Here is a 25,715-nt window from a genome sequence, read left to right as displayed (position 1 = left end):
AGGCAGGTGCTCCGGCGGTCAGCCGAGGCGGACCGGCTTCTCGGGGCGTATCCCCAGCTCGGCCAGCCAGGCCCGCAGGGGCGTGGAGTCGCCGTCCTCGATCAGGGTGAGGACCTTGGGCGCCAGGTCGGCGGTGCGTTCGCCGTTGTGGAGGAGGGTCGGGCCGTCCAGCCAGTCAAGGCCCGGGGTCGCGCCCGCGGTGTCCATCGCGGCGCAGCAGATCATCGCCGTGAGGTGGTCGGCGAGCAGTTCACGGGCCGTGCGCGGGGGCTGGAGGGGGAAGAGGGGGAGGGTCCGGTCGTCCCAGAGGGCCGCGGGGTCCGGGGTGGTGGTGGCCGGGGTGGCCGGGGGGCCGGCGGGTGGAGAGGCCGCGGTCGTGGGGGCGGCGGGCGCGGTGGTGGTGGCCGACGTGGCGGCGGGCGCGGTGGTGGTGGCCGACGTGGCGACGGGCGATGTGGCGACGGGCGATGTGGTGGCGGGCGACGGGCTCGGTGTCGCGGTGGTTTCCTCGCGGGAGAGTTCGGCGCTGAGCCGTGCGGCGAGGGTGGCGCTGCGGGGGGTCGTGCCGGAGAGGTCCTCTTCGTCGTCCGGGGGCCGTTCCGGGCTTCGGGTGGCGAACGGGGGCTCTCCGGTCCGGTCGGTCAGGTGGTCGAGGACGCGGGACAGGGTCGGGCCGCCGGTGTCGGGGGCCGTGCTCCCCGGGGCCGGGCGGACACCCATGGCGTCCAGGACGCGGTGGAGCCGGGCCGCGTCGATGCGCCACTTGCGGTCCACGACCTCCTCCGGATACTCGCTCCAGCCCACCGGCGACCAGTCGGGGCCGGGCCCCGCCGGGCCGCCGTGGAAGAGGCGGGCGGCGAGCAGGGAGGCGGCCTCGTCTATCGCGCCCGGCTCCTCCAGCAGATCGCAGGCGGGGCGCTCACCGAGCCGGGACGCGAAGCCCTCGGCCAGGCGGTCGCGACGGGACAGCTCCGTGAGCGCCGCCACCACACCGGCGTCCAGCCGGGACGGCCAGCGGCCCATCCGCCAGGCGGGCAGCGCGACCCGGGTCAGCAGCCGGTCCCACCCCGCGTACGCCAGGCCCACCTGCTCCTGGGCGACGATCCGCAGCCCGTAATCCACAGCCTGTGCACGCTCCGCGGCCGCGGCCGCCACGCCCCGCTCCATCTCTGCGGCGTACACACGGCAACCGCGCAGCAGCAGCCGGGCCACCCAGCCGACACCGGCCAGCACGACCCGCGACACCGGTCTGCGTTCCGGCGCCGAGGCCACGGCCACCGCGGCGTCCAGACCTCGGACGAAGCGCCGGGCGGCGGCTATGTCCGGGTGCGCCGAGGGGCCCGTACCGGCGACGACGGGGGCGAGGACCGCGCGCAGCTCGCCGACCCGCATCCACCACAGGAAGGGGGAGCCGATGACCAGGACCGGCGCGACCGGGTGCCGGCGGTGCGGGTGTCCTCCACCGCCCGCTATGTCGTCGTGCTCCTCGGCGGGGGGCGGGCCGTGCGCCCGGTGGGTGCGGTCCTCCAGCCAGCTGTCGCAGTCCGGCGTGAGCGCTATCGCGGAGGGCGCGGGGACGTCGAGGCGGTCGGCGAGGTCGCGCACCATCCGGTACAGGTCCGGGGCCGCCTCCTCGGCGATCGGGATGGTCGGGCTCATGGCGGGACGGGCCCGGGCGACGACCAGGGCGATACCGGCGGCGGCGAGCAGCACGAGGACCGCGGCCGGCGTCAGGATCCAGCGGGCGGCATCCCAGCCGGGGCCGACGAGACGGCCGGTGGCGGCGCCCGCGAGCAGGATCACGGCGACGGCGGCGGGCAGCAGGGCGACGGCCAGGGCGCGGCTGCGGATGCGCAGCACGACCAGTGCTCGTGCCCGCGCGACCTGCGCGCCTGCCTCCACACCCATTCCGGTCACGACCGACCTCACCCCCTCCCCGTTGACCTGACGCTGTCCTTGCTCACTCCCCCACTGTGGCACCCGCCACTGACATCGCAATGCCGGTGGGCCAAGTGCCGGAACGCTTGCGCCGCACCCTAGTTGGGGCTCCACCCCCCGTCAGCCGGATAGGACATCGGTCACTCGATGGAATGGCTTTGGGGAAAGGTGGATGACGGACAGCGAGGATCAGGCCCCGCATACCGAAAACTTCAGGCCCCGGATCCTGAGACGGATCCGGGGCCTGCGAGGTTCATCGAGCGGGGCGGTTTCCCGCGTTGGTGTGACGCCGGGTACCCGGGTTGACGCGTGGGCAACTGGGTTGAGGCGTGGGCGCCCGGGTTGACGCGTGGTGGCGGCGCCGGGTGCCGGGATGGCCGGTTACGCGCCTGCCGCCTTCGCGGCGATGTCCGTGCGGTGCTGGGAGCCGTCGAGGCGGATGCGGCCGACGGCCGTGTACGCGCGGTCGCGGGCCTCGGTGAGGTCCTTGCCGGTGGCCGTGACGGACAGGACGCGGCCGCCCGCGCTGACGATCGCGTCACCGTCACGCTTGGTGCCGGCGTGCAGCACGTAGGCGTGCGGGGCGTCCTGGGCGGCGACCTCGTCGAGACCGGTGATCGGGTCGCCGGTACGCGGGGTGCCGGGGTAGTTGTGTGAGGCGACGACCACGGTCACGGCCGCGTCGTCGCTCCAGCGCAGGGGCTCCAGGTGGGCGAGGTTGCCGGTGGCCGCGGCCATCAGGAGACCGGCCAGCGGCGTCTTCAGCCGGGCCAGGACGACCTGGGTCTCGGGGTCGCCGAAGCGGGCGTTGAACTCGATCACGCGCACGCCGCGGGAGGTGATCGCGAGACCGGCGTAGAGCAGCCCGGAGAACGGCGTGCCCCGGCGCTTCATCTCGTCCACGGTCGGCTGGAGAACGGTCTGCACCACCTCGTCGACCAGCTTCGGGTCGGCCCACGGCAGCGGCGAGTACGCCCCCATGCCGCCGGTGTTCGGGCCCTCGTCGCGGTCCAGCGCGCGCTTGAAGTCCTGGGCGGGCTGGAGCGGCACGACCGTCTCACCGTCGGTGACGGCGAACAGGGAGACCTCGGGGCCGTCCAGGTACTCCTCGATGACCACGCGCTCGCAGGCGGCGGCGTGGGCCTTGGCCGCCTCCAGGTCGTCGGTGACGACGACACCCTTGCCGGCGGCGAGCCCGTCGTCCTTGACGACGTACGGAGCACCGAAGGCGTCGAGGGCCGTGGCGACCTCCTCGGGGGTCGTACACACGTACGACCGCGCCGTGGGCACCTCGGCCGTCGCCATGACGTCCTTCGCGAAGGCCTTGGAGCCCTCGAGCCGGGCGGCCTGCCCGGACGGACCGAAGACCGGAATGCCGGCCTCGCGGACGGCGTCGGCGACACCGGCGACCAGCGGCGCCTCCGGGCCGACGACCACGAGGTCCGCGCCGAGCCGCGTGGCCAGCGCGGTGACGGCAGCGCCGTCCAGGGCGTCGACCTGGTGCAGCTCGGCGACCTCGGCGATGCCTGCGTTGCCGGGGGCGCAGTGCAGCGCGGTGACGTCGGGGTCGTGGGACAGGGAGTGGCACAGGGCGTGTTCGCGGGCGCCGCTGCCGATGACGAGGACCTTCACGGGGGTCAGCCTAACGGGAGGCGGCGGGTTCCCTTTGTGCGGGCTTCCGAAGGGGGCGGGGATCTTGGGTTGGAGGTTCCTCCGAACGGGGCTGCCTGGCTCGACGCCCGGGGGGCGTGCACCGGCTGACCAGCCAGCCCCGAGGGCTCGTTGGCCCTGAGGCTCGTTGGCCCTGAGGCTCGTTGGCCCTAAGGCTCGGTGGAGAACTCCTCCACCACCGTCGCCCCCAGCTCCCGGACGATCAGCTCCTGGCCGGAGAGGGCGGACTCGTCGAGGTCGGGATCGTCGTCCTCGGGGATGTCGTCCTCGACGGAGACGGACCGCGGCGCCGGGGCCGAGGGCTGGGGTACGGCGGCGGTGGGTGCGGGAGCCGGGGTGGAGCCGCGGGTGGGTGTGTTCGACTGCTGGGCGGGAGCGGACGGGGCCGTCGACTGGGACGTGGCGGGGCGCTGGGCAGTCGCCGTACCGCCGCTGCCGGTGTTGTAGTCGCCGCCTCCACCGCCGGTGTTGTAGCCGCCACCGCCGCCGTAGCCACCGGTGCCGCCGCCGTGACCGCCCTGGCCGCCTCCGAACCCGGAAGGGCCGCCCGGGGCCTGCGGCGCGGAGCCGCCGGACGGGTCGACGATCGCCTCGATCTTCCACTGGACGTTGAACTGCTCGCCCAGCGCCTGCCGCAGCACGTCCTCGCTGCCGCTGCTCAGGAAGTTGTCACGCGCGCCGGCGTTGACGAAGCCGAGCTGGAGGGTGGTGCCGTCGAAGCCGGCCACCTGGGCGTTCTGACTGAGCAGGATCCAGGTGAAGCGACGGCGGTTCTTGACCGCTTCCAGGATGTTCGGCCAGAGCATGCGGGGGTCGAGACCGCCGGGCGCGGGGGCGTGGGCGGGGGCGGGGGCCGGGGTGGCCGGCGCCGGGGCAGAGGGCGCCGGTGGGGGGCTGCTGGGTGCGGGTGCGCTCGGAGCAGGGGTGCTCGCGGCCGGGGGGTTCGACGCGTGTGCGGATGCGGGTGCGGGTGCGGGTGCGGGTGCGCCCGAGGCGGCCGTGGGCCAGCCGCCCGGGCGACGGCCGCTGCCGGCGGAGGCCGCGGTGGGCCAGGCGCCGGGGGCCGGGGCGGGAGCGGCCGCGGGATCCTTGGAGGGAGCGGGAGCCTGAGCGGGCGGTGTCCCGGGCGGCTGGGCAGGCTGGGCGTGCCCTCCGTCGGCAGGGCCGGAGGTGGGCGCGGGCTCGGCGGGAGCGGGCGGGCCCGAAACCGCCGGCTGCTGTGCTTCCTGGCCCGCCGCAGCGGGGGCATGCGCATGCCCGGCCGCAGCCGGCGCGTGACCGCCACTGCCGCTGCCACTAGCGGGGCCCACGGGACCCCCGGAGCCCCCGGGACCTCCACCACCCGGCGCTCCCGAGGCACGGACCGCCGCCCGGGCCGCTGCCGGACCGCCACCTGGCGGAACGGGAGCAGCCGCCGGAGCGGCCGCCGCTGCCCCATGCCCCTCGGGCCCTGGCGCGTACCCCATGGCGGGCATGCCGGCGGGGCCCTGGGACGAGAAGTTCACACCGCGCTCGATCCGGTCCAGTCGGGCCATGACGGACCGCTCGTCGCCGTAGGCGGCGGGGAGCAGGACGCGCGCGCAGATCAGCTCCAGCTGGAGGCGGGGCGAGTGGGCGCCGCGCATCTCGGTCAGGCCCTCGTTGACGAGGTCGGCGGCCCGGCTCAGTTCGGCGGCGCCGAAGGTGCCGGCCTGGGCCTGCATGCGCTCGACGACGTCGGCGGGGGCGTCGATGAGCCCCTTCTCGGCCGCGTCCGGGACGGCGGCGAGGATCACCAGGTCACGCAGCCGCTCCAGCAGATCGGCGACGAACCGACGGGGATCGTTCCCGCCCTCGATGACGCGGTCGACGACCTCGAAGGCCGCGGCGCCGTCACCGGTGGCGAAGGCCTCGACGACGGAGTCGAGGAGGGAGCCGTCGGTGTATCCGAGCAGGGCCGTCGCCATGGTGTACGTCACACCGTCCGCGGCGGCGCCGGCCAACAGCTGGTCCATGACGGACATGGAGTCACGCACGGACCCGCCACCGGCGCGCACGACGAGCGGGAGGACACCGTCCTCGACCGGGATGGCCTCCTTCTGGCACACCTCGGCGAGGTACTCCCGCAGGGTCCCGGGCGGGACGAGCCGGAACGGGTAGTGATGGGTCCGCGACCGGATGGTCCCGATGACCTTCTCGGGCTCGGTGGTCGCGAAGATGAACTTGAGATGCTCCGGCGGTTCCTCGACGACCTTCAGCAGCGCGTTGAAGCCGGCCGACGTGACCATGTGGGCCTCGTCGATGATGTAGATCTTGTACCGGCTGCGGGCAGGTCCGAAGAAGGCCTTCTCGCGCAGGTCACGGGCGTCGTCCACGCCACCGTGGGAAGCGGCGTCGATCTCGATGACGTCGATGGAACCGGGTCCGTTGCGCGCGAGGTCCTGACAGGACTGGCACTCACCGCACGGCGTGGGCGTAGGGCCCTGCTCGCAGTTCAGACACCGCGCCAGGATCCGGGCACTGGTCGTCTTGCCACAGCCGCGCGGCCCGCTGAACAGGTACGCGTGGTTGACCCGGTTGTTGCGCAGCGCCTGCTGCAACGGGTCGGTGACGTGCTGCTGCCCGATGACCTCGGCGAAGGTCTCCGGGCGATAGCGGCGGTACAGAGCGAGAGACGACACGCATACGAGGTTATAGGCGCCCACTGACAACGGACCCCGCCATAGGAAGCGGACCGCGCCACACGGAGTGGGCCGTGCCACAGGAAGCGGACCCCGCCGCAGGAAGCCCGGAACGCAGACGCCCCCCACGCACCCGCCAGAGCCAACCTACCCTTGCTGCCTTCCGGCCCTGGGGGAGTTCAGTCAGATAGCGCCGCGTGAGGGGCTGCGCCAAGGCTACCTGATGTCAGGGGCAGGGAACGAGTTCGCGAGCACTCCTCTCCGTCATGTAATGTTTCCGGCGGAGGATTCGCCTAGAGGCCTAGGGCGCACGCTTGGAAAGCGTGTTGGGGGCAACCCCTCACGAGTTCGAATCTCGTATCCTCCGCCAGTGCCTCACCGGGCACGATGTCGAAGGGCCCCACCGTTCGCGGTGGGGCCCTTCGACGTTGTCCGTCTCAGTTTCCGTCTCAGTTGGTTTCCGGGAGTTCCCACAGCGCGTCGCCGACTTGCTGCGCGACCTTGCGGAGCATGGTCCCCGTCACGTGCATGTACCGAGCGCGCATCCGGGCCGCTCCCCCAGGCTCCCAACCCATGATCGAGTCGATCACGACGTCCGGGACGCCGAGGATCAGGAGCACGGTCGCTGCGGTGTGGCGAGCGTCATGGAGACGGCCGTCCCGTACGCCTGCCGCCCGCAGGAGCCGCTTCCAGATATGGAAGTCGGTGTTGGGGCTCAGCGGCCCGCCGGTCGGCGAGGCGAACACGTAGCCCTTGCCCTCCCAGTCGGCACCGGCCTCGATCCGCTCTCGTTCCTGCACCTCCTGGTGCTGGCGGAGAATCTTGATCAGCGGATCTGGCAGGCCGATGGTGCGCCGCCCGGCTCGGGACTTGGTGGACGTGTGTTCGCGACGGATTTGCTCCCGCTGCGGGCAGTAGCCAGCCTTCCGGCCGCACGGATCGTCTCCACAGCCGTGGGCGTACTTGGGGCGTAGACGGTTCTTGCGGATGCGTACGTACCCCGCATCCAGGTCGACGTCTTCCCAGTGGAGCCCGAGCGCCTCCCCTTGCCTAAGGCCGAGCGCCAGGGCGACGACCCAACGCGCGCTGTTGCGGAGTTTGGCGGCCTCGACCAGGACGCTCTGAACCTCTTCGATCGTGAACGGCTCGATGTCCTCTTCTTCGAGTCTCGGGGCCTTAGCGATCTCAGCGGCGTTGGTGGCGACATGCCCACGTCGCTTGGCCTCACCGAGCGCGACCCGGATCGTCCGGTGAGCGTGGTGAGCGGTGCCGGCGGAACTCCCGGCTTCCTGCATCCTCTGGTAGAAGCGCTCCAGATGTTCCGGCTCCAGGCGGTCGAGCTTGTGGGCGCCGAGGCCGGGGACCAGGTGCACGCGTACGTCGACCTCGTAGCCGTCGTACGTGTTCTCGGAGACGTACGGCTTGGCGATGTTCTCGACCCAGTGCTCAAGCCAGGCCTGGACCGTCCAGCTCTGCCCCGGCTTCCTGAGCTTCTTCTCGTCCCGCGCCCGCTCCATCTGGCGGACGGCCTTGGTCACCTCCGCCTTGGTTTTGCGCTCGATGTGGCGGCGGTCCGGCTTGCCGTCATCCCGGACGCCGACCGTCACCCGTCCGTGCCACTTCCCGTCCTTGCCGAAGTAGATCGACGAGGCGCCGTTGGGCTGGCGGGTGCGCTTCTTCTCTGGCACGACTTCCCCCCTCAGGCCGCTTCGGCGGCGGGTCGGTGGCGCAGCTTGGCCACGTAAGCGGGTACGGCGTCGGCAGGGATGCGGCGCAGCCGTCCGACCGTGACCGACTCGATCTCTCCGGCCAGCACGAGCCGGAAGCACGTCGTGCGGCCGATACGGAGCCGCCGGGCTGCCTCCTCGACGGTCAGAAGGACCAAGGCGGGGTCGTGGGGCTCCAGGGCGGTGGCAGGGGTCCGGGGCTCATCCATGGGTCGGCTGCCTGTTCCGATTCGGTCGCCAGCGCGGAGAGGCGGGAGGCAAACGGCGCCAGCTCCACACCGCGCTTGCAGTCGATCCCGACCAGGGCGACCGGCTGAGGGGCGAGTCCGGCGATCAGGTGCCGCAGATACATGGACTTGCCCGACAGCGTGGCGCCGAGGGTGAGCTGGTGGGGCACGGTCCGGTAGTCGCGTATGAACGGCATGGCGTCCTCCCGCAGGGCCACCGGCACCTGAAGGAACCCGGCGTCCACCTTGCGCGGCATCCGCACCCGCCGCAGCACATCGAAGCCGACCAGCCGCAGCTCAACCACACCCGGCTTGACCGTGGTCACGTACACGGCGTGAACGCCCCAGGCATGCCGCAGCCGTTCCGCCGAGGCGGCGACGTCAGCAGGTTCCTGCCCCGGAGCGAGCCGCAGACGGAGCCGCAGCCCGGTAGAGGTGGGCCGGATGATGCCCCGACGCGGCGGTACGGGACGAACTTCACGGCGAGTGGTGGCCTTGACCGCCAGCATCCGCAGCCGGGACGGAGCCACGGTCAGGCCGCAGGCCTCCATGACCGAGTTGTACGAGCTGAGGAGCCGGGCCGTGGATATCGGCAGGCCGACCGTGGACCAGTACACCCCGGGATGCTTGGCCCGGGCGTAGGCGGCCCCGCCGCCGAGTGCGGCGACAGGACCACCCACCTCCAGGAGCGTCGTCAGATCGGTCATCAGGCAGCGGCCCCGTTGGCGGCCGGGAACGCGGCCGGAGTCACGGCGGCGGCGCGGTAGGCGATGCCGTGCCGCTGCTGCCCGTTGAAGACGCTCTCCCACGGCCGGGCCACCAGACCCGGCAGCGAGACCGGAGCCCCCAGCGTCAGCCCCTCGGAAACGCCGCTCTCGGGAACGGTGACCTTGATCAGCGACGATTCGCCGTCCTCCAGGTAGACGACGCCGATCGTCATCAGTGCCTCTCCGCTGGTGGCGTCCTTGGCGATCTCGCCGGTCTGCCGGTCGCGGACAAGCACCCGCATCACATGGACGATCCGACCTGTGGTCTTCCTACCGCTGGCCCACCGCCAGAGCGCTGATCTCCCAGCCTGCGCATACGACTTCACGCCCAGCACCACAGACTGAGTTACAACTTTCTCTACTGGTTCAAGGCCCGCGCACGGCGCGGCGCGCGCCGCCTCTGCGGCGCGGCCTGCCTCCTGTCTGCGCCCCGGCTGGCCGCGCCCGGCGGCGCGCTGGCGAGCTGCGGGCATGAAGGGGGATGACACCCTCTGTGGCTGGGGCGGTCGGCTCCGCGACTTTAGCCAGCCACTTTGGCGCGAGCCTCGAAGATCATGGCCCCAACGTCGTGCTTTAACGGGCAGGTCCACAGACTGCCCGACGCGCCGGAAGCTTACGGGGCCATGATCACTCGCGCCAAAGCAGCTCCCGGCCAAAGTCGCTCCGCCGACCTCGGTTACTGTCTGCGAGCCCGGGAGTCGGGCGCACCGAAGGGGAGGCCGCTGCCGTGTCGATACGAGAGAACTTCGCCAAGCTCTTCAAGAGCACGGCCAAGACTCCTGCTGGCGACCCGTTCGCGGTAGAGCGCCCGTGTCGATGCTCGCCGGAGTGGCCCGGCTTGGAAACGACAGCAAACGGGCACATGCTCCCGGCTGAGCCCTCCAGCCACTACAGCCTTCTCACGAACCCCGAGGTCGGTCCGTTCGCCGCGCGCTGTACCGGTTGTCAGGCTCGCTATCCCCACCCTTGGGTGATTCCGCAGGGCGCGCCGATGCCTTTCGACTGGGCTCGTGAGACCCCGCCGACCGCGTGAGCGCTGAGTAGGCTCAGTGTGGGAAGAATTACGCTCCCGGGCTTGGGAGCGCGTGAGACGGCCACTTGTGCCCTCTACGTGCCCGATCAGACGGCCACACACGGGGAACAACGGGGAACGTCGGCGAGTTGTCCGAGAACGTGCAGGTCAGCGTCTTGCCAAGTCACGCGCCACCCAGTTACGCGATCTTCCAAACTGGTGCTGTACAGCAACGGAGTACAGCAACCGCAGCCACCGGCCCTGTCCGGTTGAGCACGCACACGGCCGTACCGCGACCGGTATGACCGCCAGCGACCGATCCACATAGAGCTATGGATCAGAAGGTCACGGCAGTCGTCCGCGCACCGCGCCCGCACCACAAACGCACCAGATCGAGCGGGGAACAGCGGGGAGTCACGGTGAAAGACGTCGGGCTCGATGAGGCCCTGCCATGCCTCTTTGCCCCGGTCAGAGCCCGAACCACTCCAAAATGCCCGCAGCTTCCCAAGCTGAGGGCTTGGGATCATCCATGCATCACAGATCACTGCCCTGTGATGCCCAAGCGTTCGGCGCCCCACGGTGAGAACGTCATAGGGCCGGCCCATCCCTGTTGGATCTGAGCTACCTGGGACGGCACCGGACTCACCGGGTACACATCCCTGCCTCGCGCCCAGTTCGCCAGCAACCCCAGCGTCGTATCGACCGACGAGACCACCATGGTGACCCTCGCCCCGCCCTTACCCCAGGTGTTCCACAGTGCCCAGCCGTCGGCGCGGGCTTCGACACCGAGGCGAGCACACGCCTCCTCGTAGGTCTCCTCCATACCCGGAGGCAGAGAGGTCGGTCGGAGCACCACCACGCCCGCCAACCGCACCGGTGGACGGTCCTCCTCGGGCAAACAGCCGTCGCCGGGAAAGTGGTAGTGCCGGATCTCGCGTGCAAGTGCGTTTACCGCTCGCTGCAGGGGGGTGGCATCGTCCGGGTCTGGTGCGTAAGACAGGTGGCCCTCGGCGGACGCCGCAGCGGTCACCGCCCTGGCAAGCCGCTCGATCTCCCGCAGGTAATCCAGCTCAGAGAGTTCAGGTCGAGGCACGCGACGGAGTCTCGCACCCGTCCAGCATCACGTGAAACCGGTTATCCGACAGCCCAGACCACAGCACGAAGGAGGTTGGTCGCGCGCTGTGTCAGAGGAAGCGCCGTCTCAGTTCCCGTCTCATTCAGCCCCGTTCACGGCCGTTCAGGCGGGACACGCAGTCGCCCCCTCACCGGCTGCCAGTCGGCCATGAACGCAGGCGAACGCCCCTGCACACCGCACCGCAGGCCACCAACACAGTTGGAAAGCGTGTTGGGGGCAACCCCTCACGAGTTCGAATCTCGTATCCTCCGCCAGTGCCTCACCGGGCACGATGTCGAAGGGCCCCACCGCTTGCGGTGGGGCCCTTCGGCGTGTGTGGTCTCAGTTGCCGTGAGGGGGCCGGGGCCCGGCGTCGATCTCGGCGATCAGTGCCTCGATGCGGTTCCCGATCTCGTCGCGGATGGGGCGGACGGCCTCGACGCCCTTGCCCGCCGGGTCCTCCAGGGCCCAGTCGAGGTACGTCTTGCCGGGGAAGACCGGGCAGGCGTCGCCGCAGCCCATGGTGATGACGTAGTCGGACGCCTGGACGGCCTCGGTGGTGAGGATCTTCGGCTTGGCGTCGGCGATGTCGATGCCGATCTCCCGCATGGCCTCGACCGCGGCGGGGTTGACCCGGTCGCCCGGGACGGAGCCGGCGGAGCGGACCTCGATCCGGTCGCCCGCGAGGTGGTGGAGGAAGCCGGCAGCCATCTGGGAACGCCCCGCATTGTGGACACAGACGAACAGCACGGAGGCGAGCGGGCTGGAGGACATCGGTTCTTCCTTCGTCAGCGGTTCATTGGTGTGAAAGTATCAGCCCATGCTGACGTCAGTCGACACTGATCTGATCCGGGTTCTGGCCGATCCGCTCAGGCTGCGAATCGTGGCCCTGCTGGCCAAAGAGACGCTGTGCACCACCCACCTCGTGGAGGAGACCGGTGCCCGGCAGACCAACCTCTCCAACCATCTGAGAGTGCTGCGCGAGGCCGGGGTCGTCGAGACGGAGCCGTGCGGCCGGTTCACGTACTACAGGCTGCGCCCCGACGTCATCGCCCGGCTCGCCGGGCAGTTCAGCGACCTGGCCGAGTCCGCACGCAATGCCGCCGACAACAAGAGGGCCTGCCCGTGACCCGCACCGAAGCAGCCGCGACCGTCCAGGAGTCCTCGGTCGTCGCGAAGCTGTCGACGCTCGACCGTTTTCTCGCCGTGTGGATCCTCGCCGCGATGGCCGTCGGCCTGGGTCTGGGCCGCGCCATTCCCGGCCTCGACGACGCCCTCGCGAAGGTCGAGATCGGCGGCATTTCGCTGCCGATCGCCATCGGCCTGCTGATCATGATGTACCCGGTCCTGGCCAAGGTCCGCTACGACAAGCTCGACGCCGTCACCGGCGACAAGAGGCTCATGGTCTCCTCGCTCGTCATCAACTGGCTCGTCGGACCGGCGGTGATGTTCGCGCTCGCCTGGATCTTCCTGCCGGACCTGCCCGAGTACCGCACCGGCCTGATCATCGTCGGGCTCGCCCGCTGCATCGCGATGGTCATCATCTGGAACGACCTCGCTTGCGGCGACCGCGAGGCGGCAGCGGTCCTGGTCGCGCTGAACTCGGTCTTCCAGGTGGTGGCGTTCGGCCTGCTCGGCTGGTTCTACCTCGAGTTGCTTCCCGGCTGGCTGGGCCTGGGCGACGGGGAGCACCTGGACATCTCCATGGGGAAGATCGCCCTGAACGTCGTCATCTTCCTCGGCGTGCCGCTGCTGGCCGGGTTCCTCACCCGCCGCATCGGCGAGCGGAAGCTGGGCCGTGAGGCGTACGAGTCCGGCTTCCTTCCGAAGGTCGGCCCGTGGGCGCTGTACGGCCTGCTCTTCACGATCGTCATCCTCTTCGCCCTGCAGGGGAGGACCATCACCTCGCAGCCGCTGGACGTCGCCCGTATCGCGCTGCCGTTGCTGGTGTACTTCGCCGTGATGTGGTTCGGCACCTTCGCCCTCGGCAAGGTCATCGGCCTCGCCTACGACCGCACCGCGACCCTCGCGTTCACCGCGGCCGGCAACAACTTCGAGCTGGCGATCGCGGTCGCCATCGCCACCTTCGGCGTGACGTCAGGGCAGGCGCTGTCGGGCGTGGTCGGGCCGCTGATCGAGGTGCCGGTGCTGGTGGCGCTCGTGTACGTCTCGCTGGCCTGGCGGCGGAAGTTCAGCGCCACGCCTTCTCCCTGATCGCGTTTTCGGTGGTGGGTCAGGCTGCGGCCGGAGAGATGGTCAGCAGCTTGCCCATCGCGGACAGCACGGACGGCTCGACGCGGTAGTAGACCCAGGTGCCGCGCCGTTCGGAGGTCAGCAGCCCGGCCTCCTTCAGCTTCTTCAGGTGGTGGGAGACGGTCGGCTGGGAGACGCCGACATCGGAGATGTCGCAGACGCACGCCTCGCCGCCCTCGTGCGAGGCCACCGCCGAGAACAGCCGCAGCCGCACCGGGTCCCCCAGGGCCTTGAACATCCGCGCGGCCGTTTCCGCCTCCTCCGAGGTGAACGGACGTTCGGTGAGGGGCGGGCAGCACGGTGCCACGGCCTCGGGGGCCTTGGCGACGTCCGAGACCTCGGGGTCCAGCAGCGGCAGCACTCGCGTATTCGACATGCATCTATGTTGACATGCGTCGAACCAATGAGGCCAGGGGGTTGGATTCGATGGATGTCTATGTTGACGACTGTCGAAGCAGGTGGGACGCTGGCAGCACAAGCCATCGACAGATGTCGAATCAAAGGGGAATCTCGTGTCCGTGTCGAGCGACAGCGTGCCCACTGGTCAGCTGCCCGTCGTGGTCATCGGAGCCGGGCCGGTCGGCCTTGCTGCCGCCGCCCACCTCATCGGGCGGGACATCGAACCGCTGGTCCTGGAAGCCGGACCGTCGGCCGGCACGGCCGTGCGCGAGTGGGCGCACGTGCGGCTGTTCTCCACCTGGTCGGAGGTCATCGACCCGGCCGCGGAGAAGCTCCTCGCACCGACCGGCTGGACCCGACCTGACGGCTCCGTGTACCCCACCGGCGGAGACTGGGCCGAGAACTACCTCCAGCCCCTCGCCGACGTCCTCGGCGACAAGGTCCGCTACGGCGCCACCGTCACCGGCGTCGCCCGCGCCGGACGCGACCGCGTCGTCGACTCCGGCCGCGACGAGCAGCCCTTCGCCGTGCACATCCTGTCGGCCGACGGCCGCGAGGAACGGATCAGCGCCCGCGCGGTCGTCGACGCCTCGGGCACGTGGTCCGTCCCCGGGCCGCTGGGCGCGGACGGCCTGCCCGCCCTCGGCGAGAAGACGGCCGCCCACCGCATCTCCTACCGCGTCCCCGACCTCAAGGTCCCGTCCGTACGCGCCCGGTACGCGGGCAGGCGCACCGCGGTCGTCGGCTCCGGCGCCTCGGCCTTCACCGCCCTGGCCCACCTCGCGGACCTGGCCGAGGACGAGCCGGGCACGCACGCGGTGTGGATCCTGCGCCGCGGAATCACCGGCTCGACGTTCGGCGGCGGCGAGGCCGACCAGCTGCCCGCTCGGGGCGCCCTCGGCCTGCGCGCCAAGGCCGCGGTGGAGGAAGGCCACGCGAGCGCGGTCACCGGATTCCGTACGCAGGCCGTCGAGCGGGACGGGGACCGGCTGATCCTGGTCGCCGAGGACGGGCGCCGCCTGGACCCGGTCGACGAGGTGATCGTCCTGACCGGTCTCCGCCCGGACCTGTCCTTCCTCTCCGAGCTCCGCCTGAGCCTTGACGACCGCCTCCAGGCACCCACCGCCCTGGCCCCGCTGATCGACCCCAACGTCCACTCCTGCGGCACGGTTTACCCGCACGGCGTGAACGAGCTCTCCCACCCGGAGCAGGGCGTCTACCTGGTCGGTATGAAGTCCTACGGCCGCGCGCCCACGTTCCTCGCGATGACCGGCTACGAGCAGGTCCGCTCCGTCACCGCCGCGATCGCCGGAGACCGTGAGGCCGCCGAGCGCGTCGAGCTGACCCTGCCCGAGACGGGTGTGTGCGGCGGGGCCGGGCTGTTCGACGAGCCCGACACGGCCGCCGCCGAGGGCGGAGGCTGCTGCGCCGCCCCGGCCACCCTGCAGATCGGCACCGGCGCCCCGGCCATCCCTTCCGGCGGCTGCTGAACTCCCCCCTTTGCTCCAGGAGGTTCGCCATGACGTCCCGTGTCCAGCTCGCCCTCCGTGTCCCCGACCTCGCCGAGTCCGTGGCCTTCTACACCAAGCTCTTCGGCACCGAACCCGCCAAACTCCGCGACGGCTACGCCAACTTCGCCATCGCCGAGCCCCCGCTGAAGCTCGTTCTCATCGAAGGCACCGCAGGTGAGACGACCCGCCTGGACCACCTCGGCGTCGAGGTCGGGACGGCCGAGGCGGTGCACGCCGCCACCGCACGCCTGGGCGAGGCGGGCCTGAGCACCGACGTGGAGAACGACACGACCTGTTGCTACGCCCTCCAGGACAAGGTCTGGGTCCGCGGCCCCGGCGGGGAGCCCTGGGAGGTGTACGTCGTCAAGGCCGACGCCGACTCCCTGGCCAAGCAGCGGGGCAGTACCTGCTGCACCGACCCGGCCTCGGCCGGAACCGGCGCCGAGGAACCGGCCGCCTCGGGCGGCTGCTGCTGATCCGCCGGCGCCGTGACCGGGGCGGGGTCAGGTGCAGCAAGCACAGCTTCCGGAACAGGCGGCCGAGCCGACGGCCCGGTGAGCCCTCGGGTCCCCGTGAGGTCGGCCCGGTGTCTACGCGGCCCGGTCCGACGCCGGCCACACGTACGGCAGGTCGTCCGGGACGCCGGGGAAGAGGTCCGCGTAGGTGGTGGGGTCCTTGCGGACGAGGGCCGAGCGGTGGCTGTGGTGGAAGGGGGCGTCGCCCAGCCAGGGGGGCAGTTCGCCCTCGGCCGCCAGGACGTGCTGGTCGCGGACCGGGGCGTGCGGGCGGATCGCCGCGAGGTCGGCGACCAGGGTGGCCGCGCAGCTGTCCTGGTGGCCCTGTTCGCGCCAGACGCGGCAGATCTCCAGGCCGTAGCGGACGAGTGCCTCCTCGTAGCCGGCCCACATCCGGACCGCCGGGTGGTGGCGCCAGCCGTACCCCGGTACGACCAGGCCGCGCAGCACCTGCAACGCCTCGACCCGCTGTTTGCCGAGCCGGCGGCGGTCCAGGACCAGGGCCGACTCCCGGAAGCCGGGGAAGGGGAGGAAGGTCTGCACGCCGTCCCGTCCGGGGTGCCTAACGCTCCGCGCCGGTGCGGGAGGTGCGGCTCGGGCGGCGGCCGAGGACCAGAGCCAGGGCGATCATCGTGATGCCCAGGGCGAAGTGCAGCCAGTCGTCCGCCGTGTTGAGGGGGACGAAGTTGGCGTCGCTGTCGTGGCCGACGGACAGGCCGTAGACCCACAGCACCAGGTAGACGGCGCCGCCGACGAGCAGGTAGGAGTGCGCTCCGGCGGCCGTGCCGGCGAGGGCCAGGCCGATCAGTCCGTAGACCAGGTGCACGAGGTTGTGCAGGACCGAGATCTGGAACAGCCCCAGCAGCTCGGCACCCGAGTCGTGGGAGGCGATCTCCATCGAGCCGTAGTCGGTGGTGATACCGGGGATGAACCCCAGCACCCCCACCAGGAGGAAGACGACGCCCACCAGCTGGGCGGCCCGCTGCACGGGCGCCGCGGCGGCCCGGTGGGAAGGGTGTGTGGTCATGGCCGGTGGATCCTCACTGGAGAGGCAGTGTCTGTTCCGCCCAGATGGTCTTGCCCGTGGCGCCCTGGCGCGTGCCCCAGCGCTCGGTCAGCTGGGCCACCAGGAGCAGACCGCGCCCGCCCTCGTCGTAGGTGCGGGCGCGCCGCAGGTGGGGAGCGGTGTTGCCGCCGTCGGAGACCTCGCAGATCAGGGTGTTGTCGTGGATCAGACGGAGCTGGATCGGCGGCCGCGCGTGCCGGATGGCGTTGGTGACGAGTTCACTGACGACCAGTTCGGTGACGAAGACGGCGTCCGACAGCCCCCACCTCTCCAGCTGCGCCACCACGTCCTTGCGGGTCTGGGCGACCGCGGACGGGTCGTCCGGCACCGCCCAGGTGGCGACCTGGCTCGCGTCGAGCGCGCGGGTGCGGGCGACGAGCAGGGCCACGTCGTCGGCCGGGCGCTGCGGCAGCAGGTCGGCCAGCACGGTGTCGCACAGGGCGTCCAGCGAGGGCGCCGGGCGAGCCAGGGCCTCCTGCAGCCGGTGGACGCCGGCGTCGGGATCCCGGTCCCGGTTCTCGATCAGGCCGTTGGTGTAGAGGGCGAGCAGGCTGCCCTCGGGCAGGACGGCCTCGGTGGCCTCGTGGGGCAGGCCGCCCATACCGAGCGGGGGCGCGGCCGGGAGTTCGATCAGCTCGACCCTCCCGTCGGGGCTCACCACGACCGGTACGGGATGCCCGGCCCCGGCGAAGCAGCAGCGCCGCGACACGGGGTCGTACACGGCGTACAGGCAGGTCGCGCCCACGTCCCCGGAGGTCTCCCCGCCCTCCCCGTCCTCCACCTCCAGGCTCAGCCGGGCGACCAGGTCGTCCAGGTGTGTGAGGAGCTCGTCGCACGGCAGGTCGATGTCGGCCAGGGTGCGTACGGCCGTGCGCAGCCGGCCCATGGTCGCGGAGGCGTGCAGGCCGTGGCCGACGACGTCGCCGACGACCAGGGCCACCCGTGCTCCGGAGAGGGGGATGACGTCGAACCAGTCCCCGCCGACGCCGGCGTGCCCGCCCGCCGGCAGATAGCGGGTGGCGACCTCGACCGCCGCCTGCCGGGGCAGCCGCCGCGGCAGCAGGCTGCGCTGGAGCGTGACGGCCGTGGTGCGCTCCCGGGTGTAGCGGCGGGCGTTGTCGATGCTGACCGCGGCCCTGGCCACCAGTTCCCCGGCCAGGACCAGGTCGTCGTGCCGGAAGGTCTCGGGGTTGCGGTGCCGGACGAGGAACGCGACCCCCAGCGTGGTGCCGCGGGCGGCGAGCGGCACGGTCATCACCGAGTGGATGCCGAACGCCCGGATCCTCGCGGCACGCTCCGGGTCGTGCGCGAGCCACGCCGCGAACGCCGGGTCGGTCACCTCGTGCAGGGTGGCGCGTCCCGCGCGCAGGCTCTCGTAGGGCGCCGAACCCTCCGGGTAGGCGTCCACCTGGCCGGCCGCCACGACCGCCTCCGGGGCCCCCGGGGTCACCGACCGCAGCGCCACCCGCCGCAGCAGCAGCGGCCCGTCCGCCGGAAGGACCCGGGCGGGCGGTTCGGGTATGTCGTCCAGCGCGGCGACGAGATCGACGCTGACGAAGTCGGCCAGGGCCGGGACGATCACGTCCGTCAGTTCCTCGGCCGTGCGCCGCACGTCGAGCGTGCCGCCGATGCGCCGGCCGGCCTCGGCGATCAACTGGAGCCGCTTGCGGGCCCAGAACTGTTCCGTCATGTCGTGCGCGGAGAGGCAGACGCCCTGGATCGCGCCCTCGGCGTCCCGCAGCGCGGACTCGAAGACCGACCAGGCGTGCTCGCGGGTCTCGCCCGGGGCGCGCAGATAGTTCTCCTCGTACTGCGGCTCACCGGTCCGCAGCACCCGGGCCATGCTGCGTTCCGCCCGCGCACCGGCCTCACCGTCGACGATCTCGGACACGCGCAGGCCCAGCATCTCCTCCTCGGTGAGCGCCATGGCCCGCTGCATGCCCTCGTTGGCCCGCCTGAGCCGGAGCCGGGTGTCGTAGAGCGCCAGGGCGCAGCACGGGGACTGGGTGAAGCTCCAGCTCACGAGGGATTCGTCGAGGGCGGGCCGGGGCTGCCGGCGGGTCAGGGCGGACACGAGGAGCCAGGCGGGGGCGCCGGTGCCGGGCGTCCTGTGGTGGGCGAGGACCCGGACGGTCAGCTTCCGGCCGTCGTGGTGCCGGAGCGCGACATCGCCGTTCCACCGGGACAGTCCGGCGAGCGCGGGCGGGCCGCCCCGGGCCGGCTGCGGCTCGGCCAGCAGAGCCGCGGCGGGGCGGCCGGTCATCTGCCGGGCCGAGTACCCGAGGAGGCGTTCCGCGCCCGCGTTCCAGCCGGTCACCCTGCCCTGCTCGTCGAGCGTGACGCGGGCGGTGAGGGCCTCGCCGACGAGGTCCGCGAGGGCTTCGGGGGTTTCGGGGGGTTGGGGGGCTTCGGGTTCCGCTCCGAGCGGCCGGCCGGCCCGGTGGCCGGCCCGGCCGACGGCGACGGGCTGCTCCATGATCGGTCATCTCGCTCTGGCCGGAATCTGCGGTGATCCCGGATATTCGGAGGACAGTCATCCGATATGTAACCTATCCCCTGATTACCCCGATTGTGACGGCCCTTACCTTGCCGCCACGGCCCGGCCGGGAGCCTGCCGCTGCCCGGCCCGGGTAACCGGTCCTCCATGGGCGAGATCCTGGTGGGCACGTGTTCCTGGACCGACCGGGCCCTGGTCGGCAGCGGCTGGTACCCAGTGGGGCGGCGGGACGCCGAGGGGCGGTTACGGCACTACGCCGAGCGGTTCCCCGTCGTCGAGGTCGACGCCTCGTACTACGCGCTGCCGAGCGAGCGGAACAGCCGGCTGTGGGCCGAGCGGACACCGGACGGGTTCGTGTTCGACGTGAAGGCGTTCTCCCTGCTGACCGGGCATCCGAGCAGGGAGGCGGCGATGCCGGCCGGGCTGCCGGCCGATCACCGGGACGCTGCCGTGCTCGACGAGGTGTGGGCGCGGTTCACGGCCGGGATCGAGCCGCTGCGGCGGGCCGGGCGGCTCGGGAGCGTGCTGTTCCAGTTCCCGCCGTGGTTCCGGCCCGAAGAGCGGGCGGAGGAGTTCCTCCAGGGGTGCGCCGAGCGGACGCGCGGCTGGCCCGTCGCCGTGGAGTTCCGGCATCCCTCGTGGTGGGAGCCGGACCGGGCGGAGGCCACGTGCGCGCTGCTCGCCCGGCACGGCATGGCCGCGGTCGCCGTCGACATGACGCAGACACTGCCCTCGTCGATGCCGCCCGTCACCCCCGTCACCTCGCCCCGGCTGTCCGTCGTACGGTTCCACGGACGCAGCACCGCCTGGGGGACCGGCAGCAAGGAGGACCGGTTCCGGTACGGGTACGGCGAGGACGAACTCGCCGAGTGGCTGCCCCGCGTGCGCCGGCTGGCCGAGCGGACCGAACAGGTACACGTCCTGTTCAACAACTGCTGCGGCGACGCCGCCGTCCGTGCCGCCGAGTGCATGACGCGGCTCCTCGACGGCGACCTGCCGACGGCGGCTGCGAGGCTGCCTAGGGCACGATCCGCACCTGCTTCTCCACCGTCACCTGGTCCACGTCCGACACCCGCACGGTCGTCTTCATCGTCCAGGTCCCGGCGAGGGGCAGATTGACGGAGTTGGCGCTCCAGTAGCCGCCGACGTCGGTGAGTCGGGCGTCGATCGGGCCGACCTTCCGGGAGGGGAGGGTGAAGCTGATGCGGACCTCGGGGACGACGATCAGACCCTTGTCGGCGCCGTAGACCACGGCCTGGACGCCGTTCTCGCCGACGCGGGCCGGGTCCAGGGTGACCTGCACCGTGCCGCGGCCGGACAGGGGGCCGGTGCTTGCGCCCCCGCCCGTGTCGAAGGGCACCGTGGTCAGGGTCGTGGGCGGCAGTGCGCCCGCCGGGGATCGCTGGGCGGCCTCGGCCTGCGCGCGGCCCGGCAGCGTGGTGGTGAGCAGTGTCGTGATCAGCAGCACCACGGCGGCGACGGCGACTTCGACGAGGACGGAGCGGCGCAGACCGCGACGCCGGGTGTCCGCGTCGCCGCACTCCGGTGCCGGTTCCGAGGTCCTCTCCGGTTTCTCCGGCACTTCCGGCTTCTCCGGCTCTCCCGGTTCCCCCGGTTCCCCGGCCTCGACTGCCGCGCCGGCTTCCCCGGGCTCCCCCGGCTGTGCCGGCGCCCCCGCGCCGACCGGCTGCGCCACCCGTTCCGGTACGGCCGCCCGGACGGCGGCGGCCGCCGGTGCCGCGAGGCGGGCCGTCCATCGGCGCGAGTACCCGGCCGCCAGCAACAGCGCGGCCACCGCGACCAGTTTGGCCAGCAGCAGCCGGCCGTACGACGTGCCGGTCAGCGCGGCGAGGGAGCCGAGGCCGCGCCAGGACTGGTAGAGGCCGGTGACCGCCAGGACAGTCACCGAGATGAAGGCGATCCGGGAGAAGCGGGGCACGACCTCCGTCAGGGCGTCGACGGACGCCCGGCGCAGGGTCAGCAGCAGCGCCACGAGGCCACCGAGCCAGACGCCTGTCGCGACCAGGTGCAGCACGGACGACGTCATCGCCACCGGCACCTGGATCCCGGCGGAGGCGTGCTCGGCCGCCGCCCAGGTCAGGGCCAGGGCGACGGCCAGGGCCGCGCCCACCGCCCGCAGCACGGGCTCCTGGCGGTCGCGGTGCCTGGACAGCCGCAGCAGGAAGGCGGCGGTCAGCAGGAGGACGGCCAGCCTGGCGAGCAGGGCCAGGCCCGGGCGGCTGGTCAGAGTGCGTTCGAGGGCGGAGAGGTCGAAGGCCGTGGCCGGGCCCGCGCCCGTCTCGTACGGGGCGCGCAGCATCAGCAGGGCGACCGTCGAGCCGAGCAGGGTCCACCAGGCCGCCACCAGCGGTCTGCGCAACGGGGACGTGTCCGCGGGCCGGCACAGCAGCGCGAACGCCACCGTGCCGACGAGCAGCGCGGCGGCGAGGTAGGCGAGATAGCGGGCGGCGTCGTAGAGGCCGCCGGTCAGCGGGTCCTCGTCCGGGCCGGTGTCGACCTGCGCGGACGTCGCGGACCGTTTGCCGACGGAGAAGCTGAAGGCGCCGGAGACCGGGTGGCTGTCGGCGGACACCACCCGCCAGGCCACCGTGTAGGTGCCCTGGGCGAGTTTCCCGGGCAGTCCGACCCGGGCCGTGTCGGAACGGCCGTCCGCGTGCTGCGCCTCGCCGGTGTGCACGCGGCGCTGATCCGGGCCGAAGACCCGGAAGGAGTCGTCGAGCAGGCCGACGGACTCGGTGAAGGTCAGGGTGAGGTGGCGGGGGGCCTGCTGGACGACCGATCCGTCGTCGGGGTCGGTGCTGCGGAGGGCGGCGTGGGCCGAGGCGGGGGCTGCTCCTGCGAGGAGCAGTACCAGCACGGTGCCGAGCAGCACCAGGGCTTGGAATCGCCGGGGGTGTCCGACATTGCGCTCCACGTGGGTCTCCGGGGTCGGGCTGTACGGCTCCCGGTTATGTACGGATGGGAAATGTGTAGCGCTCAGCCGGGGGTGGGTGTGTGTGGTTCGGCGGGTGCGGGTGCGTTGTGGCTGGTCGCGCCCGCGCGGCGGAGCCGCACATCGATACAGCCCCGCGCCCCTAAAAAGCAGGTCGGCACAGTCCGGCGATGCGGTCAGCCGCTGCCGGATAGCGCGCCGTCAGCTCCGCCGCGTCCCCGTGTTCGTAGCCCTGGAACGTGAAGCCGGGAGCCATCGTGCAGCCGAACAAGGTCCACTGCCCGCCCTCGCGCACCCTGCCGCCCATCCACGTGCCCGCCGGGATCGTGAACTGGACGTGCTGGCCGCCGAGGACGTCCGGCCCGAGCACCACCGTCCGCGTACTGCCGTCCGGGGCGAGCAGGAGGAGCTCCAGGGGATCGCCGAGGTAGAAGTGCCAGATCTCGTCGGTCGGCAGGCGGTGGAGGGCGGAGTAGTCGTCGGGGCCCGCTGTCAGGAGGGCGACGATCGCCGTGCCCTCCGGTCTGCCGTCGGGGCGTTCGGGACCGGCCCAGGTCTGGCGGAACAGGCCGCCCTCGCGGGGGATCGGCTCGAGGCCGTAGTGAGCGATGAGGTCGTCGGGCGTCACGCGGGGAAGAGTATCTCCCGGTCGAGGAAGGCGAGCTGGGCCTTCTTCTCGGGCAAGTACACGTCCGGCAGGTCGATCTCCGGCAGGACCACCACCGGCCCCGCCGTGAAGCCCAGCTTGAGGAAACGGGCGACCGCCTTCTCGTTGCGGACGTCCGGGTCGACCACGACCCGCCGGCGGTCCAGGCCGAGCAGGACGTAGCGGGTGATGGCGGTCACGAGCCGTGCGGTCCAGCCGGAGCGCGCGCCGCCCGGGCCGGCGGGGGCGATCAGCAGGTGGACGCCGATGTCGCCGGGGCGGACGTCGTAGCACTCGCTGACGCGGTCCGCCCCGGGCTCGTAGGTCTGCAGGAGCGCGACCGGCTCGCCGTCGCGGACGACGAGGTAGGCGTGGTGGGTGGTGAGGGTGTCCATGTGGGCGTAGATCTCGGCCACCTGTCGCTCGGTGAGGCCGGTCATGCCCCAGAAGGCGGCCCGGTCCTCGCTCACCCAGCGGTGGACCGTCCCGGCGTCGGCCTCCGGGTCCAGCGGCAGGACGCGGACGGTGCCGAAGCCGTCGGTCACCTGCTCGTGGACGGCCGTGCGGGAGGCGTACGGGTCAGACATCGGTCTCCTTCTTCAGCAGGGTCCAGTCGGTGACGACCGGGACGAGGTCGCCGGCGAGCCACAGGGGGAGCTGGTCGCGGTGGTGGGGCGAGCCGGGGACGCCCGAGGCGCCCAGCGGCACGACCCAGCGGCTGTCCTCACGCCGGGCCAGGTCCCAGACGTACCGGGCCACCGGGCCGCGCGCGGCGCGGTCGGTGAGGCCCGGCACGCCCGAGGTGCACAGCACGCAGTCGTGGTCGCCGGACAGCCCCGGTTCGTCGTACGGCGCCTCCGGCTCCAGCGCCCGCCAGGGGGCGAGGCGGTGGGTGTCGCCCCAGACACCGGCGGGCGGCCGGGCGGCCACCTCCTCGACCGCCGCGCGGACGGCCGACGGGCGGTCGATTCCGTACAGCTCCTCGGCCCGCAGCAGGTGTTCGAGGGCGAAGCCCACGCGTGGGAGGAGGGCGAGCCAGGGCTGGAACACCTCCGGGTACGCCGGCGGTGTGGCGAGTGCGGCGAAGGCGGGGTGCGCCGCCAGCTGCCGTACGACCGCGCCGCGCACGGCCGAGTAGAGGGCCGCGTCGGCGCTGCCGGCGTCCATGCGGCGGTTCCAGGCGAGGAGGCGGTCCCGCAGGGCGGAGGCCTCGGGGGTGAGGGCGTCGAGGGCCCGGAGGTGGTCCAGGAGGGGGGACGCGGAGGCGAGGTGGGTGTCCGTGTGGATCGCGGGCATGTCGGCGGCGGACCAGCGCTCCTTGTCTGCGAGCAGCGCGGCGATGCGGTCGTGGCGGTGCGGCGGGGCGAACTCCACGCCGAGGGGCTCGGCCGGGCCGCGCTGGTTGGCCATGACGGCGACGCCGTCGTCGGTGAGCCCGGCGCGGGGTGCCTCCTGCCAGCCGTGCCACTCGTGGCCGGGCTCCCAGGCGGGCACCAGGCGCAGGCGGTTGGCCTCGGCGCGCAGCGGCACCCGCCCGGCGACGCGGTGCAGGACACCGCCCTCGGTGTCGGCGGCCTGGACGACGTTGACCGGCTCGGCCCACCGGTCGAACGCCCGGTCCACGTCGGCGACCCGGCGGGCCCGCAGCAGCGGCAGCAGGGCGCCGAAACCGAGGTCGCCGGTGACGCGCGGCGGGTGGCGGAGGCTGATCGCGACGGGCGCGTCGGACGGATCTGCCGGGTCGAACGGGTCGCCGTCGAGCCCCTCGGGGCCGCCGATGACCACCGGGCCCCGGTCGGTCTCGATCACCTCGACCTCGACCGGCTCCTCGCCCGCCACCTCGACGACCTCCGTGTGCCGGGCCGCCCGGCGCCAGACCCCGTCCGGGCCGAGGGCCTCCACCCCGGCACCGGTGCGCCGCAGCCGCTCCCGGTACAGGTCCTGGTAGTCGGCCATGGCGTTGGTGATGGCCCAGGCGACCGTGCCCGTGTGCCCGAAGTGGGCGATGCCGGGGACACCGGGCACGGCCAGGCCGACGACGTCGAACTCCGGGCAGGACAGGTGGATCTGCTGGTAGACGCCGGGGTCCTCGATCCACCTGTGGGGATCACCGGCGATGACCGCCTGCCCGGTGACGGTCCGCGCCCCGCTCACCAGCCAGCCGTTGCTGGCGGAGGTGCCGGGGCCGTCGGTGGCGAACAGGCCGATGGCGTCCCCGCCCAGGTGGGCCGCGACCTGCTCACGCCAGAGCTTCGCCGGGAACCCGGCGAAGAGGATGTGGGTGGCGAGCCAGACGCCGAGCGGGGTCCAGGGGTGCCAGGGGCCGGGGGTGAGGCTCGTGCGGACGAACTCGGGGGCCGCGTCGCCACCCGCCGCCAGCCCGCCGTTGACCCCGTCGACGTATGCCCGCAGCCAGGCCGCCGTCTCGGGGTCCCGTCTCTCCAGGTCCGCGAAGCAGCGTCTGGCGGTGTCGTCGAGTCTGGCGCGTCTGGCGAACCGGTCCCAGGGCAGGGCGCTCGCGCCGAGGAAGGACGCCGAGGTGCCCTGGGCCCGGTGCCGCTCGATCTCCAGCTGCCAGGCCCGGTCGCGGGCGGTGACGAGGCCCTGGGCGTGGGCGAGTTCGGCCGCGCTGCCCGCGCGCAGATGCGGAATGCCCCAGGCGTCGCGGTAGATCTCGGTGGCCACGCTGTACCCCACTTCCCTTTAGGTTAGCCTTGCCTAAGTCAGAGCTGTGGCGGAATCGTACGCGAAGGGTGAAA

At 72.3% G+C, this 25,715-nt stretch carries 21 protein-coding genes, 1 tRNA gene, 1 other RNA gene and 1 pseudogene; 6 read left to right on the top strand and 18 right to left on the bottom strand.

The genetic code is table 11. The features are described from left to right. Positions 1 to 18 precede the first annotated feature (18 nt). The 4 genes from MQE23_RS23480 to ffs form a co-directional block, all read right to left on the bottom strand. Positions 19 to 1,908 carry a hypothetical protein gene (locus tag MQE23_RS23480; protein ID WP_243382724.1) on the bottom strand — a complete coding sequence of 630 codons (1,890 nt, stop codon included), beginning with the start codon at positions 1,906 to 1,908 and terminating at the stop codon, positions 19 to 21. Between the two features lie 411 nt (positions 1,909 to 2,319). Further along, the gene (gene purD, locus MQE23_RS23475; protein WP_020274982.1) at positions 2,320 to 3,570 is read right to left on the bottom strand and encodes a phosphoribosylamine--glycine ligase; all 1,251 of its coding nucleotides are present in this window, start codon (positions 3,568 to 3,570) and stop codon (positions 2,320 to 2,322) included. A gap of 188 nt (positions 3,571 to 3,758) precedes the next feature. Beyond that, positions 3,759 to 6,269, bottom strand: a complete 2,511-nt coding sequence (locus MQE23_RS23470) for a DNA polymerase III subunit gamma and tau (protein WP_243380187.1) — start codon at positions 6,267 to 6,269, stop codon at positions 3,759 to 3,761. Positions 6,270 to 6,382: 113 nt separating this feature from the next. Beyond that, positions 6,383 to 6,479: signal recognition particle sRNA small type (gene ffs, locus MQE23_RS23465), an RNA gene on the bottom strand. 72 nt (positions 6,480 to 6,551) lie between these two features. On the opposite strand from ffs, the gene MQE23_RS23460 reads away from it, so the two are divergent. Continuing rightward, a tRNA-Ser gene (locus tag MQE23_RS23460) sits at positions 6,552 to 6,639 on the top strand. A 79-nt stretch (positions 6,640 to 6,718) separates the two neighbouring features. Here MQE23_RS23460 and MQE23_RS23455 read toward each other — a convergent pair. The 6 genes and pseudogenes from MQE23_RS23455 to MQE23_RS23430 form a co-directional block, all read right to left on the bottom strand. Continuing rightward, the gene (locus MQE23_RS23455) at positions 6,719 to 7,957 is read right to left on the bottom strand and encodes a site-specific integrase (protein ID WP_243380185.1); all 1,239 of its coding nucleotides are present in this window, start codon (positions 7,955 to 7,957) and stop codon (positions 6,719 to 6,721) included. A gap of 11 nt (positions 7,958 to 7,968) precedes the next feature. Next, on the bottom strand, positions 7,969 to 8,205 hold the full coding sequence (locus MQE23_RS23450; protein WP_243380184.1) for an excisionase family DNA-binding protein: 237 nt from the start codon (positions 8,203 to 8,205) through the stop codon (positions 7,969 to 7,971). Between the two features lie 2 nt (positions 8,206 to 8,207). Continuing rightward, a pseudogene (locus MQE23_RS23445) lies at positions 8,208 to 8,930 on the bottom strand (FtsK/SpoIIIE domain-containing protein); the annotation flags it as partial. Continuing rightward, positions 8,930 to 9,232: a hypothetical protein gene (locus MQE23_RS23440; RefSeq protein WP_243380182.1), complete on the bottom strand. Its 303-nt coding sequence runs from the start codon at positions 9,230 to 9,232 to the stop codon at positions 8,930 to 8,932. The gene MQE23_RS23440 and the pseudogene MQE23_RS23445, both read right to left, overlap by 1 nt. Positions 9,233 to 10,543: 1,311 nt before the next feature. After that, the gene (locus MQE23_RS23435) at positions 10,544 to 11,095 is read right to left on the bottom strand and encodes a hypothetical protein (RefSeq protein ID WP_243380181.1); all 552 of its coding nucleotides are present in this window, start codon (positions 11,093 to 11,095) and stop codon (positions 10,544 to 10,546) included. A gap of 363 nt (positions 11,096 to 11,458) precedes the next feature. Further along, positions 11,459 to 11,890: an arsenate reductase ArsC gene (locus MQE23_RS23430; protein ID WP_020274966.1), complete on the bottom strand. Its 432-nt coding sequence runs from the start codon at positions 11,888 to 11,890 to the stop codon at positions 11,459 to 11,461. Positions 11,891 to 11,936: 46 nt separating this feature from the next. On the opposite strand from MQE23_RS23430, the gene MQE23_RS23425 reads away from it, so the two are divergent. Beyond that, positions 11,937 to 12,245, top strand: coding sequence for a metalloregulator ArsR/SmtB family transcription factor (locus MQE23_RS23425; protein WP_037671374.1), 309 nt, complete (start codon positions 11,937 to 11,939; stop codon positions 12,243 to 12,245). Continuing rightward, complete coding sequence (gene arsB / locus MQE23_RS23420; protein ID WP_020274964.1) at positions 12,242 to 13,330, top strand: ACR3 family arsenite efflux transporter; 1,089 nt, start codon at positions 12,242 to 12,244, stop codon at positions 13,328 to 13,330. Before MQE23_RS23425 ends, arsB begins: the two co-directional genes overlap by 4 nt. A gap of 19 nt (positions 13,331 to 13,349) precedes the next feature. Here the strand turns inward: arsB and MQE23_RS23415 are convergent, their stop codons facing one another. Beyond that, positions 13,350 to 13,745: a metalloregulator ArsR/SmtB family transcription factor gene (locus tag MQE23_RS23415; RefSeq protein ID WP_243380179.1), complete on the bottom strand. Its 396-nt coding sequence runs from the start codon at positions 13,743 to 13,745 to the stop codon at positions 13,350 to 13,352. Between the two features lie 136 nt (positions 13,746 to 13,881). Here MQE23_RS23415 and MQE23_RS23410 point away from each other — a divergent pair, with 136 nt between their 5' ends. Together MQE23_RS23410 and MQE23_RS23405 are read left to right on the top strand one after the other, a co-directional pair. Further along, positions 13,882 to 15,258, top strand: a complete 1,377-nt coding sequence (locus tag MQE23_RS23410; RefSeq protein WP_243380178.1) for an NAD(P)-binding domain-containing protein — start codon at positions 13,882 to 13,884, stop codon at positions 15,256 to 15,258. 29 nt (positions 15,259 to 15,287) lie between these two features. Continuing rightward, positions 15,288 to 15,755 (top strand): ArsI/CadI family heavy metal resistance metalloenzyme, encoded by a 468-nt coding sequence (locus MQE23_RS23405; RefSeq protein WP_243380176.1) that lies wholly within the window; start codon positions 15,288 to 15,290, stop codon positions 15,753 to 15,755. A gap of 114 nt (positions 15,756 to 15,869) precedes the next feature. Here MQE23_RS23405 and MQE23_RS23400 read toward each other — a convergent pair whose 3' ends face one another. The 3 genes from MQE23_RS23400 to MQE23_RS23390 are packed head-to-tail and all read right to left on the bottom strand — an operon-like array spanning position 15,870 to position 19,336. Continuing rightward, entirely contained in the window at positions 15,870 to 16,337 is a 468-nt protein-coding gene (locus MQE23_RS23400; protein WP_020274960.1) for an MSMEG_6728 family protein, read from the bottom strand. Positions 16,338 to 16,356: 19 nt separating this feature from the next. Next, positions 16,357 to 16,821 (bottom strand): DUF4383 domain-containing protein, encoded by a 465-nt coding sequence (locus MQE23_RS23395; protein WP_020274959.1) that lies wholly within the window; start codon positions 16,819 to 16,821, stop codon positions 16,357 to 16,359. A 13-nt stretch (positions 16,822 to 16,834) separates the two neighbouring features. Next, positions 16,835 to 19,336, bottom strand: coding sequence for a SpoIIE family protein phosphatase (locus tag MQE23_RS23390; RefSeq protein ID WP_243380175.1), 2,502 nt, complete (start codon positions 19,334 to 19,336; stop codon positions 16,835 to 16,837). A gap of 168 nt (positions 19,337 to 19,504) precedes the next feature. Between MQE23_RS23390 and MQE23_RS23385 the strand changes: the two genes are divergently transcribed. Further along, entirely contained in the window at positions 19,505 to 20,476 is a 972-nt protein-coding gene (locus MQE23_RS23385; RefSeq protein ID WP_243380174.1) for a DUF72 domain-containing protein, read from the top strand. On the opposite strand, the gene MQE23_RS23380 is transcribed toward MQE23_RS23385, so the two are convergent. From MQE23_RS23380 to MQE23_RS23365, 4 genes are all read right to left on the bottom strand, one after another. Then, on the bottom strand, positions 20,376 to 22,250 hold the full coding sequence (locus MQE23_RS23380) for a copper resistance protein CopC (RefSeq protein WP_243382721.1): 1,875 nt from the start codon (positions 22,248 to 22,250) through the stop codon (positions 20,376 to 20,378). The two genes, MQE23_RS23385 and MQE23_RS23380, sit on opposite strands and share 101 nt — an antisense overlap. A 202-nt stretch (positions 22,251 to 22,452) precedes the next feature. Beyond that, positions 22,453 to 22,938, bottom strand: a complete 486-nt coding sequence (locus tag MQE23_RS23375) for a cupin domain-containing protein (protein ID WP_243380172.1) — start codon at positions 22,936 to 22,938, stop codon at positions 22,453 to 22,455. Then, the gene (locus MQE23_RS23370) at positions 22,935 to 23,543 is read right to left on the bottom strand and encodes a GNAT family N-acetyltransferase (protein WP_243380171.1); all 609 of its coding nucleotides are present in this window, start codon (positions 23,541 to 23,543) and stop codon (positions 22,935 to 22,937) included. The genes MQE23_RS23375 and MQE23_RS23370 overlap by 4 nt, the downstream gene beginning before the upstream one ends. Then, entirely contained in the window at positions 23,536 to 25,641 is a 2,106-nt protein-coding gene (locus tag MQE23_RS23365; protein ID WP_243382719.1) for a penicillin acylase family protein, read from the bottom strand. Before MQE23_RS23365 ends, MQE23_RS23370 begins: the two co-directional genes overlap by 8 nt. Between the last annotated feature and the right edge of the window lie 74 nt (positions 25,642 to 25,715).

Origin of the sequence: Streptomyces sp. HP-A2021, from assembly GCF_022807935.1 — a bacterium.
GTDB classification, from domain to species: domain Bacteria; phylum Actinomycetota; class Actinomycetes; order Streptomycetales; family Streptomycetaceae; genus Streptomyces; species Streptomyces afghaniensis.
Note: the sequence above shows the minus strand (reverse complement) of the source record. Positions and strands in the feature narration are given on the sequence as shown.